General features: G+C 60.7%; 16 protein-coding genes and 1 tRNA gene. All 17 read left to right on the top strand.

Annotation, left to right across the window (positions count from 1 at the left end; all coding sequences use genetic code 11):
• The first annotated feature begins 77 nt into the window (after positions 1 to 77).
• Positions 78 to 650, top strand: coding sequence for a winged helix DNA-binding protein (locus JOD78_RS16875; RefSeq protein WP_084320063.1), 573 nt, complete (start codon positions 78 to 80; stop codon positions 648 to 650).
• Between the two features lie 36 nt (positions 651 to 686).
• The gene (locus JOD78_RS16880; RefSeq protein ID WP_134135080.1) at positions 687 to 1664 is read left to right on the top strand and encodes an NAD(P)H-quinone oxidoreductase; all 978 of its coding nucleotides are present in this window, start codon (positions 687 to 689) and stop codon (positions 1662 to 1664) included.
• Positions 1665 to 1775: 111 nt separating this feature from the next.
• Positions 1776 to 2525, top strand: a complete 750-nt coding sequence (gene tpiA / locus JOD78_RS16885; RefSeq protein ID WP_209568392.1) for a triose-phosphate isomerase — start codon at positions 1776 to 1778, stop codon at positions 2523 to 2525.
• Positions 2526 to 2613: 88 nt separating this feature from the next.
• Positions 2614 to 2988: a preprotein translocase subunit SecG gene (secG, locus tag JOD78_RS16890; RefSeq protein WP_084320059.1), complete on the top strand. Its 375-nt coding sequence runs from the start codon at positions 2614 to 2616 to the stop codon at positions 2986 to 2988.
• A 109-nt stretch (positions 2989 to 3097) separates the two neighbouring features.
• Positions 3098 to 3182 (top strand) — tRNA-Leu (locus JOD78_RS16895).
• Between the two features lie 119 nt (positions 3183 to 3301).
• Positions 3302 to 3661, top strand: coding sequence for an NADH-quinone oxidoreductase subunit A (locus tag JOD78_RS16900; RefSeq protein WP_006712939.1), 360 nt, complete (start codon positions 3302 to 3304; stop codon positions 3659 to 3661).
• Between the two features lie 3 nt (positions 3662 to 3664).
• Positions 3665 to 4141 (top strand): NADH-quinone oxidoreductase subunit B, encoded by a 477-nt coding sequence (locus JOD78_RS16905; protein WP_006712940.1) that lies wholly within the window; start codon positions 3665 to 3667, stop codon positions 4139 to 4141.
• A gap of 9 nt (positions 4142 to 4150) precedes the next feature.
• The gene (locus tag JOD78_RS16910; RefSeq protein ID WP_034330585.1) at positions 4151 to 4747 is read left to right on the top strand and encodes an NADH-quinone oxidoreductase subunit C; all 597 of its coding nucleotides are present in this window, start codon (positions 4151 to 4153) and stop codon (positions 4745 to 4747) included.
• A complete protein-coding gene (locus tag JOD78_RS16915; protein WP_034330584.1) occupies positions 4747 to 6000 on the top strand; it encodes an NADH-quinone oxidoreductase subunit D in 1254 nt (417 codons plus the stop codon). Before JOD78_RS16910 ends, JOD78_RS16915 begins: the two co-directional genes overlap by 1 nt.
• Before the next feature lie 88 nt (positions 6001 to 6088).
• Positions 6089 to 6580, top strand: coding sequence for an NADH-quinone oxidoreductase subunit NuoE (nuoE, locus tag JOD78_RS16920; RefSeq protein ID WP_006712943.1), 492 nt, complete (start codon positions 6089 to 6091; stop codon positions 6578 to 6580).
• Positions 6577 to 7872, top strand: a complete 1296-nt coding sequence (nuoF, locus tag JOD78_RS16925; protein WP_008327658.1) for an NADH-quinone oxidoreductase subunit NuoF — start codon at positions 6577 to 6579, stop codon at positions 7870 to 7872. Before nuoE ends, nuoF begins: the two co-directional genes overlap by 4 nt.
• A gap of 82 nt (positions 7873 to 7954) precedes the next feature.
• The gene (gene nuoG / locus JOD78_RS16930) at positions 7955 to 10282 is read left to right on the top strand and encodes an NADH-quinone oxidoreductase subunit NuoG (RefSeq protein WP_134135081.1); all 2328 of its coding nucleotides are present in this window, start codon (positions 7955 to 7957) and stop codon (positions 10280 to 10282) included.
• Between the two features lie 2 nt (positions 10283 to 10284).
• Positions 10285 to 11355, top strand: coding sequence for an NADH-quinone oxidoreductase subunit NuoH (gene nuoH / locus JOD78_RS16935; RefSeq protein ID WP_121039202.1), 1071 nt, complete (start codon positions 10285 to 10287; stop codon positions 11353 to 11355).
• 21 nt (positions 11356 to 11376) lie between these two features.
• On the top strand, positions 11377 to 11865 hold the full coding sequence (nuoI, locus tag JOD78_RS16940) for an NADH-quinone oxidoreductase subunit NuoI (protein WP_008327661.1): 489 nt from the start codon (positions 11377 to 11379) through the stop codon (positions 11863 to 11865).
• 144 nt (positions 11866 to 12009) lie between these two features.
• Positions 12010 to 12672 carry an NADH-quinone oxidoreductase subunit J gene (locus tag JOD78_RS16945; RefSeq protein WP_034337675.1) on the top strand — a complete coding sequence of 221 codons (663 nt, stop codon included), beginning with the start codon at positions 12010 to 12012 and terminating at the stop codon, positions 12670 to 12672.
• Positions 12673 to 12690: 18 nt separating this feature from the next.
• Complete coding sequence (nuoK, locus tag JOD78_RS16950) at positions 12691 to 12999, top strand: NADH-quinone oxidoreductase subunit NuoK (protein WP_013233782.1); 309 nt, start codon at positions 12691 to 12693, stop codon at positions 12997 to 12999.
• Positions 13000 to 13113: 114 nt separating this feature from the next.
• Complete coding sequence (nuoL, locus tag JOD78_RS16955; protein ID WP_034337678.1) at positions 13114 to 15204, top strand: NADH-quinone oxidoreductase subunit L; 2091 nt, start codon at positions 13114 to 13116, stop codon at positions 15202 to 15204.
• The last annotated feature ends 9 nt before the right edge of the window (positions 15205 to 15213 follow it).

Below are 15213 nucleotides of genomic sequence, written 5' to 3' on the forward strand. Positions count from 1 at the left end.
CAATATGTCGATAAATTATTTATTTAACCTTTGCGCTATAGTGTTGCCATTCTGTCGTCCTGAGCCCCACGCTTCCCATGAGCCAAGAGAACAACGAGACGTCCAAGCCCGTCCAGACTGAATTGCCCGAGGCCGTTGCGGCGCCGCGCCCGACCAAGATCGTGTCGTCGCAGCACCTGGTGTCCGAACGCAGTGCCGAGCTTTCCGAGCTGGAATACGCCCTCATCATGGCCAGCAATGCCTTCAACCGCTGGATGGTGCGCTGCATGGCCGCCGCCGGTGCCAAGGACATGACGGCCATCGAGGTTTCGCTGCTGCATCATGTCAATCACCGGGACCGGAAGAAAAAGCTGGCCGATATCTGCTTCGTATTGAACGTCGAGGACACCCACGTGGTCACCTATGCCTTGAAGAAGCTGGTGAAGGCCGGCTACGTCAAGAGCGAGAAGGCGGGCAAGGAACTGCTGTTTTCGACGACTCCAGCCGGGCAGGCGCTGTGCATGAAGTACCGCGAGGTGCGCGAGCGCTGCCTGATTGAGGTGCAGGTCGAGAGCGGCATCCCCAACCAGGCCATCGGCGAGGCAGCCCAGCTGCTGCGCAATGCTTCCGGGTTGTACGACACGGCGGCGCGGGCAGCGGCTTCGCTTTGAGCTCATCACACCCCATTGAATTGAAGGATAGGACACATGCGCGCAATCGAAATCAAGCAATTTGGCGGCCCCGAGGTATTGCAGGCCTGTGAGCGGCCCGTGCCGGAGTTGAAGGCAGGTGAAGTGCTCATCAAGGTACATGCGGCGGGCGTGAACCGCCCGGACGTGTTTCAGCGCACCGGTAACTATCCGGTGCCGCCTGGCGCATCCGACCTGCCGGGCCTGGAAGTGGCTGGTGAGATCGTGGCCGGCGACCTGGGCGACAGCGGTTTCAAGCTGGGCGACCTGGTCTGTGCGCTGGTACAGGGTGGCGGCTATGCCGAGTTCTGCGCGGCGCCGCTGGCCCAGTGCCTGCCGGTGCCCAAGGGCTTGAGCGCGCTGGAGGCAGCGGCCCTGCCGGAAAACTACTTCACCGTGTGGAGCAACGTCTTCGACCGTGGCCAGCTGTCAGGTGAAGAGACCTTGCTGGTGCAAGGTGGTTCTTCCGGCATCGGCGTGACGGCCATCCAGATCGCCCGTGCGCTGGGACATCGCGTGTTTGCCACGGCCGGCAGCGCTGACAAGTGCCGTGCATGTGAAGAATTGGGCGCAGAACGCGCCATCAATTACAAAACCGAGGATTTCGAGGCGGTGGTCAAGGAATTGACCGGTGGCAAGGGTGTGGACGTGATTCTGGACATGGTCGGCGGCGATTACCTGCCGCGCGAGATCAAGTCCCTGGCCGATGATGGCCGCCTGGTGTTCATCGCCCAGCTGGGCGGCAGCAAGGGCGAGCTGGACATGGGTCAGGTCATGCGCCGCCGCCTGACCATCACCGGCTCGACCCTGCGTCCGCGCCCGATCGCCTTCAAGGCTGCCATTGCAGCGAACTTGCGCCAGCACGTGTGGCCGCTGATCGAGGCCGGCAAGATCAGGCCGGTGATCCATCATCGCTTCCCGCTGGAGCAGGCGGCACAGGCGCATGCCATGATGGAATCGAGCGCCCACATCGGCAAGATCATGCTGGAACTGTGACCGGATGAGCGCAGGGCGCACGGCCGAGACAGTCCGGCTTTGCGCCAAGCGCCTGTAACGGCTACAATGCGAGGTTATCCAAATTGACACCCATCTCGTAGAAATCAGCCTATGCGTCGCAAACTCGTAGCCGGTAACTGGAAAATGAACGGCAGCCTGGCTGCCAATGCAGCCCTGGTGGCTGGTATCAAGGAAGGCCTGCCGGCTGACGTATGTGATGTGGCCGTCTGTGTGCCGGCGCCTTATATGGCGCAAGTGCAGGGCGCGGTGGCCGGTTCGGCTGTGGCGCTGGGTGCGCAGGACATGTCCGCGCATGCTTCCGGTGCCTTCACCGGCGAGGTGTCTGCGGCGATGCTGCAGGAATTTGGTGTGCAATATGTCATTCTGGGTCACTCCGAGCGTCGCGCCTATCATGGCGAGAGCGATGCAGCGGTGGCGGCCAAGACGGTAGCAGCATTGAAGGCTGGCCTGGTGCCGGTGGTTTGCGTGGGCGAAACGCTGGAACAGCGCGAAGCCGGCCAGACCAACGAAATCGTGGGTGGCCAGCTCGACGTCGTACTCGCGGCGCTGAGCGTGGAAGAAGCGGCCCGCATCGTGGTGGCCTACGAACCGGTCTGGGCGATCGGCACCGGCAAGACTGCCACGCCGGAAATGGCCCAGGAAGTGCATGCGATGCTGCGTGCGCGTCTCGGCGCCAAGAGTGCGGAAGCGGCGGCCAAGGTGCGCGTCCTGTACGGCGGCAGCATGAAGCCGGACAACGCCGAGCAATTGCTGGCCATGGCCGACATCGATGGCGGCCTGATTGGCGGCGCGGCATTGAAGGCGGCAGATTTTCTGGCCATCATCAAGGCAGCGGCCTGAAGTGAAGTAAGGGGTTTGTCAGTTGCGGAAGCGATACTTTGACGCAGATGCAGCAGGCGATTGAAACATCAAGAGTGGACTTGTTTAAATGAATACTTTGTTTTTGGTAGTGGTTGTAGTTCAGGTGCTGGCAGCGCTGGCGATCATCGGTCTGGTGTTGCTGCAGCACGGCAAGGGCGCTGACATGGGTGCGGCCTTTGGCTCCGGCGCGTCGGGCAGTCTTTTCGGTGCGACCGGCTCGTCGAACTTCCTGTCGAAGTCGACCGCGGTGGCTGCCGGCATCTTCTTCGTGGCAACCCTGGGCTTGACCTTCATCGGCAATCATCACACTGCACAAAGCGGCAGCGTGATGGATAATCTGCAGGCGCCGGCCGTTCCTGCGCAGCAAGCTGCACCGGCTGCACCTGCTGCGCCGACCGAAGCTGCGAAGCCGGGCGACCAGTCGAATCAGATTCCGAAATAAGCCTTTGCGGATACTGAAATAATCGAAGAATAAAGTAGGAAGAATCTTTCTTTTTCGCTGATTGTGCATTGAACAAGAGTAACAAATGAAGGTACAATAGCTGCTTCAAGCCGACGTGGTGAAATTGGTAGACACGCTATCTTGAGGGGGTAGTGGCGAAAGCTGTACGAGTTCGAGTCTCGTCGTCGGCACCATAGAAATGAAATGAAAAGCCAGCGAAGGTCCTAGTGCCTGAGCTGGCTTTTTGTCGAGGAAGTTTCTGATTGATATTGAGAATCATTCCCATCGATAAACCAACGCATAGCGGCCAATCGTGAACCTCGAAAATTACTTCCCAGTCCTCCTGTTTATTCTTGTCGGCATCGGTGTCGGTGTCGCTCCCCAGCTCCTCGGTCGTCTTCTTGGTCCGCACAAGCCGGACGCTCAAAAAACTTCTCCTTACGAATGCGGTTTCGAAGCATTCGAAGATGCGCGCATGAAGTTCGATGTGCGCTACTACCTGATCGCCATCCTGTTCATCCTGTTTGATCTGGAAACCGCCTTCTTCTTCCCTTGGGGCGTGTCCATGCGTGAGCTGGGCTGGCAAGGTTTCGTCACGATGATGGTCTTCATCGCTGAATTTGTTGTCGGATTTTGGTACATCTGGAAAAAGGGTGCCCTGGATTGGGAGTAAGCCATGTCTATTGAAGGCGTATTGAATGAGGGGTTTGTTACCACCTCGCTGGATAAAGTAATCAACTGGACCCGTACCGGATCCCTGTGGCCCATGACCTTCGGTCTGGCGTGCTGCGCGGTTGAAATGATGCACGTCGGTGCGTCGCGTTACGACCTGGACCGCTTCGGTGCGGTGTTCCGTCCGTCGCCGCGCCAGTCCGACCTGATGATCGTGGCCGGCACCCTGTGCAACAAGATGGCGCCGGCGCTGCGCAAGGTCTACGACCAGATGCCGGAACCGCGCTGGGTGATCTCCATGGGCTCCTGTGCCAATGGTGGCGGCTATTACCACTATTCGTATTCGGTGGTGCGTGGCTGCGATCGCATCGTGCCGGTCGACGTGTATGTGCCGGGTTGCCCGCCGACGGCGGAAGCGCTGCTGTATGGCGTGATCCAGCTGCAGAACAAGATCAAGCGCACCAACACCATCGCGCGCTAAGAGGGCAGTATGACGACAAAATTGGAAACTCTCGAAGCCGCCCTGCGTAATGCGCTTGGAGGGTATCTTCAGAACCTGACCGTGGCCCTCGGTGAAGTCACCGTGGTGGTCAAGGCCGCTGACTACCTGTCGGCCATGCGCGTGCTGCGCGACCATGCCGACACCCGTTTCGAACAATTGCTGGACCTGTGCGGCGTGGATTATTCGACCTATGGCGATGGTGCTTGGGACGGTCCGCGCTTTGCCGTCGTGTCGCACCTGATGTCGATCTCGCACAACTGGCGTGTGCGTGTGCGCGTGTTCGCGCCGGATGACGACCTGCCCATCGTGGCCTCGGTCGATCCGATCTGGAATTCGGCTGGCTGGTACGAGCGTGAAGCCTTCGACTTCTACGGCATCCTCTTCGATGGCCACCCCGACCTGCGCCGCATCCTGACCGACTATGGCTTCATTGGCCACCCGTTCCGCAAGGACTTCCCGGTGTCCGGCTATGTCGAAATGCGTTACGACGCCGAACAGAAACGCGTCATCTATCAACCCGTAACGATCGAGCCGCGCGAAATCACCCCGCGCATCATTCGTGAAGAAAACTACGGGATCAAATAATGGCAGAGATCAAAAACTATACGCTGAACTTCGGTCCCCAGCACCCGGCCGCGCACGGCGTGTTGCGTCTGGTGCTGGAGCTGGATGGTGAAGTCATTCAGCGCGCCGACCCCCACATCGGCCTGCTGCACCGTGGTACCGAAAAGCTGGCCGAACAGAAGACCTTCCTGCAATCCGTGCCTTACATGGATCGCCTGGACTACGTCTCGATGATGAGCAACGAGCACGGTTACGTGCTGGCCATCGAGCGCCTGCTGGGTCTGGAAGTGCCGCTGCGCGCGCAGTACATCCGCGTGATGTTCGACGAAATCACCCGCCTGCTGAACCACCTGATGTGGATCGGCGCGCACGCGCTGGACGTGGGCGCCATGGGCGTGCTGCTGTACGCCTTCCGTGAGCGTGAAGACCTGTTCGACTGCTACGAAGCCGTCTCCGGCGCCCGCATGCACGCGGCTTACTACCGTCCGGGCGGCGTCTACCGCGACCTGCCGGACAGCATGCCGCAGTACAAGGCGTCCATCGTGCGCAACGAGAAGGCCATCCGCGAACTGAACGAAAATCGCCAGGGTTCGCTGCTGGACTTCATCGAAGACTTCACCAATCGTTTCCCGACCTATGTCGACGAATACGAAACCCTGCTGACCGACAACCGTATCTGGAAGCAGCGTCTGGTCGGCGTCGGCGTGGTCTCGCCGGAACGTGCATTGCAGATGGGCTTCACCGGTCCGATGCTGCGTGGCTCGGGCATCGCCTGGGACCTGCGCAAGAAGCAGCCGTATGAAGTGTATGACCTGCTGGACTTCGATATCCCCATCGGCAAGAACGGCGACTGCTACGACCGTTACCTGGTGCGCGTGGCCGAAATGCGCCAGTCCAACCGCATCATCAAGCAATGTGTGGAGTGGCTGCGCAACAATCCGGGTCCGGTCATTACCGACAACCACAAGATCGCGCCTCCCAAACGTGCGGACATGAAGTCCAACATGGAAGACCTGATCCACCACTTCAAGCTGTTCACCGAAGGCTTCCGTGTGCCTGCCGGCGAAGCGTATGCTGCCGTCGAGCATCCCAAGGGTGAATTCGGTATCTATCTGGTCTCCGACGGTGCCAACAAGCCGTACCGCCTGAAGATCCGTGCCCCGGGCTTTGCCCACCTGCAAGCCCTGAACGAAATGGCCAAGGGCCACATGATTGCCGATGCGGTCACCATCATTGGTACGCAAGACATCGTGTTCGGGGAAATCGACCGATAAGTCGAAGTGTAAGAGTCAAGGCGGGCTTCTCAGGAAGCCCGTCAGGTTTGGGGAATATCCAATAACCGCGCAGCACTGATGCGCATGGATGGCCAACGATATGCTGTTAAGTCAAGAAGCCCTTAAGAAAATCGATCGCGAACTCGCGAAATACCCGGCGGACCAGCGCCAGTCTGCGGTCATGTCCGCGCTGCGCATCGCCCAGGTGGAACATGGCTGGCTGCCGGCCGAGCTGCAGCAGGAAATTGCCGACTACATCGGCATGCCCGCCGTGGCCGTGCAGGAAGTCGCGACCTTCTACAACATGTTCAACACCAGCCCGGTGGGCAAGCACAAGATCACCGTGTGCACCAACCTGCCGTGTCTGCTGTCGGGTGGCGAGCGCGCTGCCCATCACCTGAAGCACAAGCTGGGCATCGATTATCGCGAAACCACGGCCGACGGCCAGTTCACGCTGATGGAAGGCGAATGCATGGGCGCTTGCGGCGACGCACCGGTCATGCTGGTCAACAACCATCAAATGTGCAGCTGGATGTCCAACGAAAAGATCGACGCGCTGCTGGAGGAACTGAAGAAATGACCTGCCTGCACGACCGCCACATCAAACCGCTGATCCTCGCCGACCTGAATGGCGAGAACTGGCATCTCGAGGATTACGTCAAGCGCGGCGGCTACGATTCGCTCAAGCGCATCCTCAACGAGAAGATCACTCCGGAACAAGTCATCGCCGACCTCAAGGCCTCGGGCCTGCGTGGCCGCGGCGGTGCGGGTTTCCCGACCGGCCTGAAGTGGAGCTTCATGCCGCGCCAGTTCCCGGGCCAGAAATACCTCGTCTGCAATACAGATGAAGGTGAGCCGGGCACTTTCAAGGACCGTGACATCATTCGTTACAATCCGCACGCATTGATCGAAGGCATGATCATCGGCGGCTACGCAATGGGCATCACGGTCGGCTACAACTACATCCACGGTGAAATCTTCGCCGAGTACGAGCGTTTCGAAGAAGCCCTGGAAGAAGCCCGTGCGGCCGGCTTCCTGGGTGACAACATCCTCGGTACCGGTTTCAGCTTCCAGCTGCATGCGCACCACGGTTATGGCGCCTACATCTGCGGCGAAGAAACCGCGCTGCTGGAGTCGCTGGAAGGCAAGAAGGGCCAGCCGCGCTTCAAGCCGCCGTTCCCGGCCAGCTTCGGCCTGTACGGCAAGCCGACCACCATCAACAACACCGAGACCTTTGCGGCCGTGCCCTTCATCTTCAAGGTAGGCCCGCAGGCCTACGCCGAGATGGGCAAGCCCAACAACGGCGGTACCAAGATCTTCTCGATCTCGGGCGACGTCGAGCGTCCGGGCAACTACGAGATCCCGCTGGGCACCCCGTTCTCCACCTTGCTGGAACTGGCCGGTGGCATGCGCGGCGGCAAAAAGATCAAGGCCGTCATCCCGGGTGGTTCGTCCGCACCGGTGATCCGTGGCGACGTCATGATGGACACCACCATGGACTACGATGCCATCGCCAAGGCCGGCTCGATGCTGGGTTCGGGCGCGGTGATCGTGATGGACGAGACGCGCTGCATGGTCAAGTCGCTGCTGCGCCTGTCCTACTTCTACTATGAAGAATCCTGCGGCCAGTGCACACCGTGCCGCGAAGGCACCGGGTGGATGTACCGCATGGTGGAGCGTATCGAAAACGGTCACGGCAAGATGGAAGATCTGGACGTACTGAACTCGGTAGCCGACAACATCCAGGGCCGCACCATCTGTGCGCTCGGTGATGCAGCGGCGATGCCGGTACGCGCGTTCGTGAAGAATTTCCGCGAAGAGTTCGAATACCACATCGAGCACAAACACTGCCTGGTTCCGGCTTACATCTGAACAGGGCAGGGGATGCTGGCGGGATGCGATAAGCCTTCCGTCGGTATCGTTGGCAAAGAATATTTAGCTTGGGCAAACAGCCATGGTTGAAATCGAAATAGACGGCAAGAAGGTTGAAGTGCAAGAAGGCAGCATGGTCATGGACGCTGCCAACAAGATCGGCACGTACATCCCTCACTTCTGCTATCACAAGAAACTGTCCATCGCGGCCAACTGCCGCATGTGCCTGGTCGAGGTTGAAAAGGCCCCGAAGCCGCTGCCTGCCTGCGCCACGCCGGTCAACAACGGCATGATCGTGCGCACCGCCAGCGACAAGGCGGTCAAGGCCCAGAAGGGCGTGATGGAATTCCTCCTGATCAACCACCCGCTGGATTGCCCCATCTGCGACCAGGGCGGTGAGTGCCAGCTGCAGGATCTGGCCGTCGGTTACGGCGGTTCCTCTTCGCGCTACCAGGAAGAAAAGCGCGTCGTGGAGCCCAAGGACGTTGGTCCGCTGATCTCCATGAAGGAAATGAACCGCTGCATTCACTGCACCCGCTGCGTGCGCTTCGGCCAGGAAGTGGCCGGCGTGATGGAGCTGGGCATGCTGGGCCGCGGTGAACATTCCGAGATCACCACCTTCGTCGGCAAGACCGTGGACTCCGAACTGTCGGGCAACATGATCGACCTGTGCCCGGTCGGTGCGCTGACCTCCAAGCCGTTCCGCTACAGCGCCCGTACCTGGGAACTGTCGCGCCGCAAGTCGGTGAGCCCGCACGACAGCGTCGGTGCCAACCTGATCGTCCAGGTCAAGAATGGCAAGGTCATGCGCGTGCTGCCCTTCGAAAATGAAGAAGTCAACGAGTGCTGGATCTCTGACAAGGACCGTTTCGCTTACGAAGCGCTGGACAGCGATCAACGCCTGACCAAGCCGATGTTGAAGCAGGACGGCAAGTGGCAGGAAGTGGACTGGCAGACTGCGCTGGAATACGTCGCCCACGGCCTGCGCAACATCCGTCACGAACATGGTGCGGACTCGATCGCCGCGCTGGGTACCCCGTACTCCACGCTGGAAGAGCTGAGCCTGCTGCAGAAGCTGGTGCGCGGTATCGGTTCGGACAACGTCGACTTCCGCCTGCGCCAGTCCGACTTCGGCCTGGACGGCCAGATCAAGCCGTGGCTGGGCATGTCCATCGTCGAGTTCTCGCAGCTGAACCGCGTCTTCGTGATCGGTTCCTTCCTGCGCAAGGATCACCCTCTGCTGTCGGCCCGCCTGCGCCAGTCCGCCAAGAGCGGTGCCAAGGTCAGCGTGCTGCACGCCACCGACGACGATCTGCTCATGCCGATCGCCAACAAGATCGTCGCCGCTCCTTCGGCATGGCTGTCCGCCTTGGCCGAAGTGGCCGTGGCCGTGGCTGAAGCCAAGGGTGTGGCTGCCCCCGCCGCCTACGCTGGCGTGGTGGCATCGGACGCTGCCAAGGCAACTGCCGCCAGCCTGCTGTCGGGCGAAGGCCGTGGCGTCTTCCTGGGCAACGCTGCGGTCCAGCATCCGCAAGCTGCGCAACTGCATGCTGCTGCACAGTGGATCGCCGAACAGACCGGTGCCAAGCTGGGCGTGCTGACCGATGGCGGCAACGCCGTGGGCGGCTACCTGGCCAACGCCGTGCCGACTCCGGGCAAGGGTGCCAATGCCGCTGCCGTGTTCGCACAGCCGCGCAAGGCTTACCTGCTGTTGAACGCCGAGCCGGAACTGGACAGCTACGATCCGCAAGCGGCCCGTGCCGCGCTGGGCCAGGCCGAGATGGTCGTGGTGATGTCGGCCTACCAGCACGGTGCCGACTATGCCGACGTGCTGCTGCCGATCGCACCCTTCACCGAAACCGCTGGTACCTTCGTCAATGCCGAAGGCCGTGCACAAAGCTTCAACGGTACCGTCAAGCCGGCCGGCGATGCGCGTCCGGGCTGGAAGGTCCTGCGCGTGCTGGGCAACCTGCTGGAACTGGAAAACTTCGATTACGAAACCGCCGAATCCATCCGCGACGAGCTGCTGGGCAAGGAAACCGACCTGTCGGCGCGCCTGAACAACATCGCCAGCGTGCAAGCGCAGGCTGTGCAAGCCGCCGCCGGTGGCGTCGAGCGTGTGGCGGATGTGCCCATCTACTTCGCTGACGCCATCGCACGCCGTTCACCGCCGCTGCTGGAAACCCGCGACGGCCAGGCGCCCAAGGCGTGGCTGTCGGCTGCTTTAGCTGCCAAGCTGGGTGTGGCCGAAGGCGACAAGGTCAACGTCAAGCAAGGCTCGGGCAGCGCTGCGCTGACCGCCGCCATCGATAAGAAACTGCCGGAAAACGTGGTTCGCGTCGCTGCTGCGCACGCCTCCACCGCTGCACTGGGCGGCATGTTTGGCGCAATCGTCGTGGAGAAAGCGTAAAAATGGATCACCTGATCGCCCAAATCAACAACGTGGGACCGGCGCTGCTGGGTCCGACCCTGTTCACGCTGGTGTGGACTCTGGTCAAGATCCTGGTGGTGATGGTGCCGCTGCTGGTGTGCGTGGCCTACATGACCTACTGGGAGCGCAAGCTGATCGGCTGGATGCACGTGCGTCTGGGCCCGAACCGCGTGGGTCCTGCTGGTCTGCTGCAGCCCATCGCTGACGCCGTCAAGCTGATCTTCAAGGAAATCTCGACCCCGTCCAAGGCCAACAAGGCGCTGTTCTACCTGGCGCCGGTGATGACCATCATGCCGGCGCTGGCCGCCTGGGCCGTGGTGCCGTTCTCGCCAGAACACGTGCTGGCCAACGTCAACGCCGGCCTGCTGTATCTGATGGCCATTACCTCGATGGAAGTCTACGGCATCATCATCGCCGGCTGGGCCTCGAACTCGAAGTACGCCTTCCTGGGTGCAATGCGCGCTTCGGCACAGATGGTGTCCTATGAAATCTCCATGGGCTTCTGCCTGGTGGTGGTGCTGATGGTCACCGGCAGCCTGAACATGACCGACATCGTGCTGGCCCAGACCAAGGGGCAGTTCGCCGGCATGGGCCTGAACTTCCTGTCCTGGAACTGGCTGCCGCTGCTGCCGATCTTCGTGATCTACTTCGTCTCCGGCGTGGCCGAGACCAACCGCCACCCGTTCGACGTGGTGGAAGGTGAATCCGAAATCGTGGCCGGTCACATGATCGAATACTCCGGCATGTCCTTCGCCATGTTCTTCCTGGCCGAATACGCCGCGATGATCCTGATCTCGATCCTGACCGCACTGCTGTTCTTCGGCGGCTGGTCGGCTCCGGTGTCCGCGCTGGACTTCATCCCGGGCTGGATCTGGCTGGGCTTGAAGACCTTCTTCTTCCTGTCGCTGTACGTGTGGATCCGCGCATCGTTCCCGCGCTACCGCTATGACCAGATCATGCGTCTGGGCTGGAAAGTGTTCATCCCGCTGACCCTGGTCTGGCTGGTGGTCGTGGCGATCTGGATCCAGTCGCCCTGGAATATCTGGAAATAAGTTGGAAGGCTGAGGCTAAAAATGGAAGCTATTAAGGATTTTTTCGGCAGCCTGATGCTCCGCGAACTGTTCAAGGGCCTGGCCCTGACCGGTCGCTATCTGTTCAAGCGCAAGATCACCGTGCAGTTCCCCGAGGAAAAGACGCCGATGTCCCCGCGTTTCCGCGGCCTGCATGCGCTGCGCCGTTATCCCAACGGTGAAGAACGCTGCATCGCCTGCAAGCTGTGCGAAGCGGTCTGCCCGGCGATGGCCATCACCATCGAATCCGAGCAGCGTGAGGACGGAACCCGTCGCACCAGCCGCTACGACATCGATCTGACCAAGTGCATCTTCTGCGGTTTCTGCGAAGAGTCCTGCCCGGTCGACTCGATCGTCGAAACGCACATCCTGGAATACCACGGTGAAAAGCGGGGCGACCTGTACTACACCAAGGAAATGCTGCTGGCAGTGGGCGACCGTTACGAAAACGAAATCGCCGCTGCACGTGCGGCCGACGCCGCCTACCGTTGATCGGTGCTGCCGGGTGGCCCTGCGAAATACGGGGCAGCCGGGCAGGGTGGTGCAGGGCTTGCGGCAAGGTGTCGGATGTATTGCGATGGGGTGGCCTGCTGTGCGGTCCCCGTGCTGATTGAATGAACCAACTTCTGGTTGATTATGGAATTTAAAACTGTCTTGTTCTACGTGTTCGCGGTGCTGGTGGTAATCGCCGCCGTTCGCGTCATCACGGCCCGCAACCCGGTGCATGCGGCGCTGTTCCTGGTGCTGTCCTTCTTCTCGGCAGCGGGCCTCTGGATGCTGCTCAAGGCCGAGTTCCTGGCCATCGTGCTGGTGCTGGTCTATGTCGGCGCGGTGATGGTGCTGTTCTTGTTCGTGGTGATGATGCTCGATATCAACATGGACAAGCTGCGCGAAGGCTTCTGGGGCTACTTCCCGCTGGCGGCCACCATCGGCGTGATCATCGTGCTGGAAATGGCGGCCGTGCTGCTCAACAGCTTCTGGGTCTACGAATCGCAGGTGCCGGCCGTCTCCGACACGCTGGGCCAGACCAAGCCGCTGGGCAAGCTGATCTTCACCGAATACGTCTACGCCTTTGAAGTGGCGGCCGTGATCCTGCTGGTGGCCATCGTCGCCGCCGTGGCACTGACCCTGCGCAAGCGCAAGGACAGCAAGTACTTCGATCCGGCCCAGGCCGTCAAGGTCAAGGCATCGGACCGCGTGCGCCTGGTCAGCATGAAGGCCGAATCCACCCGCAATGCACCCGCAGCCGACGCTGCTGCTGCAGCGGCCGACAAGCCGGCCGCCGGTCAACAATCTTAAGAAGGGCGCACAAGAATCATGGCAATCACGCTCTCCCACTACCTGATCATCGGCGCGATCCTGTTCGCGATCTCGATCGTCGGCATTTTCCTGAACCGCAAGAACGTCATCGTCCTGCTGATGGCCATCGAACTGATGCTGCTTGCGGTCAACATGAACTTCATTGCTTTCTCGCATTACCTCGGTGACGCGGGCGGACAGATCTTCGTGTTCTTCATCCTGACCGTAGCTGCGGCTGAGTCCGCCATCGGTCTGGCGATTCTGGTGGTGCTGTTCCGTAACCTGGATACCATCAACGTGGAAGACCTCGACAGCCTCAAGGGCTGAGTCGGCATCCGCAGCGTCCTGTTTTTGCGTTCTGGTTTGAATTTCATTTAAAGATGGGAGGCCCCCTTGCAGCAGCGCTGCGGGCGGGGCAGCCAATAAGCGATAAGGTTCATCATGGCTGGGCAACTTAACCCACATCTTCTTCTTGCTGTACCCCTGGCGCCGCTGGCAGGCTCGGCCATCGCCGGTCTGCTGGGTACCAAATTCTTCGGCAACGTGGTTGGCCGCAAGGTGTCGCATACCGCGACCATCCTGGGCGTGCTGATCGCCGCCATCATCTCCATCCAGACCCTGCTCGCAGTGCTGGACGGCGCGACCTACAACGGTACGCTGTACAACTGGATGACGGTGGCCGGCCTCAAGCTGGAGATCGGCTTCATGGTCGACAGTCTGACCGCGATGATGATGTGCGTGGTGACCTTCGTGTCCCTGATGGTGCACATCTACACCATCGGCTACATGGCCGAAGATGAAGGCTACAACCGCTTCTTCTCCTACATCTCGCTGTTCACCTTCTCCATGCTCATGCTGGTCATGAGCAACAACTTCCTGCAGCTGTTCTTCGGCTGGGAAGCGGTGGGCCTGGTGTCCTACCTGCTGATCGGTTTCTGGTACACCCGCCCGACCGCCATCAAGGCCAACATGAAGGCCTTCCTGGTCAACCGCGTGGGTGACTTCGGCTTCATCCTGGGTATCGGCCTGCTGCTGGCCTATGCCGGTTCGATGAACTACACCGAAGTCTTCGACAAGCGTGCCGAGCTGGCCCAGCTGACCCTGCCGGGTACCGACTGGATGCTGCTGACCGTGGCATGTATCTGCCTGTTCGTGGGTGCCATGGGCAAGTCGGCCCAGTTCCCGCTGCACGTCTGGCTGCCGGACTCGATGGAAGGCCCGACCCCGATTTCCGCGCTGATCCACGCCGCCACCATGGTGACGGCCGGTATCTTCATGGTGACCCGCATGTCGCCGCTGTTCGAACTGTCCGACACCGCGCTGTCCTTCATCCTGGTGATCGGTGCCATCACGGCGCTGTTCATGGGCTTCCTGGGCACCATGCAGAACGACATCAAGCGTGTGGTCGCTTACTCCACGCTGTCGCAGCTGGGTTACATGACCGTGGCGCTGGGTGCGTCGGCCTACTCGGTGGCCGTGTTCCACCTGATGACCCACGCCTTCTTCAAAGCACTGCTGTTCCTGGGTGCCGGTTCGGTCATCATCGGCATGCACCACGACCAGGACATGCGCAACATGGGCGGCCTGCGCAAGTACATGCCCATCACCTGGATCACTTCGCTGCTGGGTTCGCTGGCGCTGATCGGCACCCCGTTCTTCTCGGGCTTCTACTCCAAGGATTCGATCATCGAAGCCGCGGCCGAGTCGCACCTGGCCGGTTCGGGCTTCGCGTATTTCGCCGTGCTGGCCAGCGTCTTCGTGACGGCCTTCTACTCCTTCCGCATGTATTTCATGGTCTTCCATGGCAAGGAGCGCTTCGGCCAGGCGCACGGCCATGACGATCACCACGCTCCGGCTGCGGCCCACGGCGTGCATGACGACCATGCGCACGATGCCCACGACGATCACGGCCATGATGAGCACCATCACGGCCTGGCTCCGGGCCAGAAGCCGCACGAGTCGCCGCTGGTGGTGACCCTGCCGCTGATCCTGCTGGCCATTCCCTCGGTCATCGTCGGTTTCTTCGCGATCTCGCCGATGCTGTATGGCGACTTCTTCAAGGGCGTGATCTTCTTCGGTGAAAACCACAAGGTCATGGAAGAACTGGCCCACGAATACCACGGCCCGGTGGCCATGGTGCTGCACGCCTTCACCAGCGCGCCGCTGTGGCTGGCCATTGCCGGTGTGGTCGTGGCGTACTACTGCTACATGATCAACCCGCGCGTGCCGGCCTGGTTCAAGGAAAAGTTCAGCATCATCTACACCATCCTGGACAACAAGTACTACATGGACAAGTTCAACGAAGTCGTCTTCGCCGGCGGTGCCCGCCTGCTGGGCAGCGGACTGTCCACCGTGGGCGACCGTGGCATCATCGACGGCCTGTTCGTCAACGGCAGCGCCAAGGTCGTCGGCTGGTTCTCGAAATTCACGCGTCTCTGGCAGTCCGGTTACATCTATCACTATGCGTTCGTGATGATCATCGGGGTGCTGGGTTTCCTGGTGTGGTTCATGCCGTTCCCGTTCGCCAAATAAGCTGTCCGA

It is taken from the genome of Herbaspirillum sp. 1130 (genome assembly GCF_017833835.1).
In the GTDB taxonomy this organism is placed as follows: domain Bacteria; phylum Pseudomonadota; class Gammaproteobacteria; order Burkholderiales; family Burkholderiaceae_D; genus Herbaspirillum; species Herbaspirillum huttiense.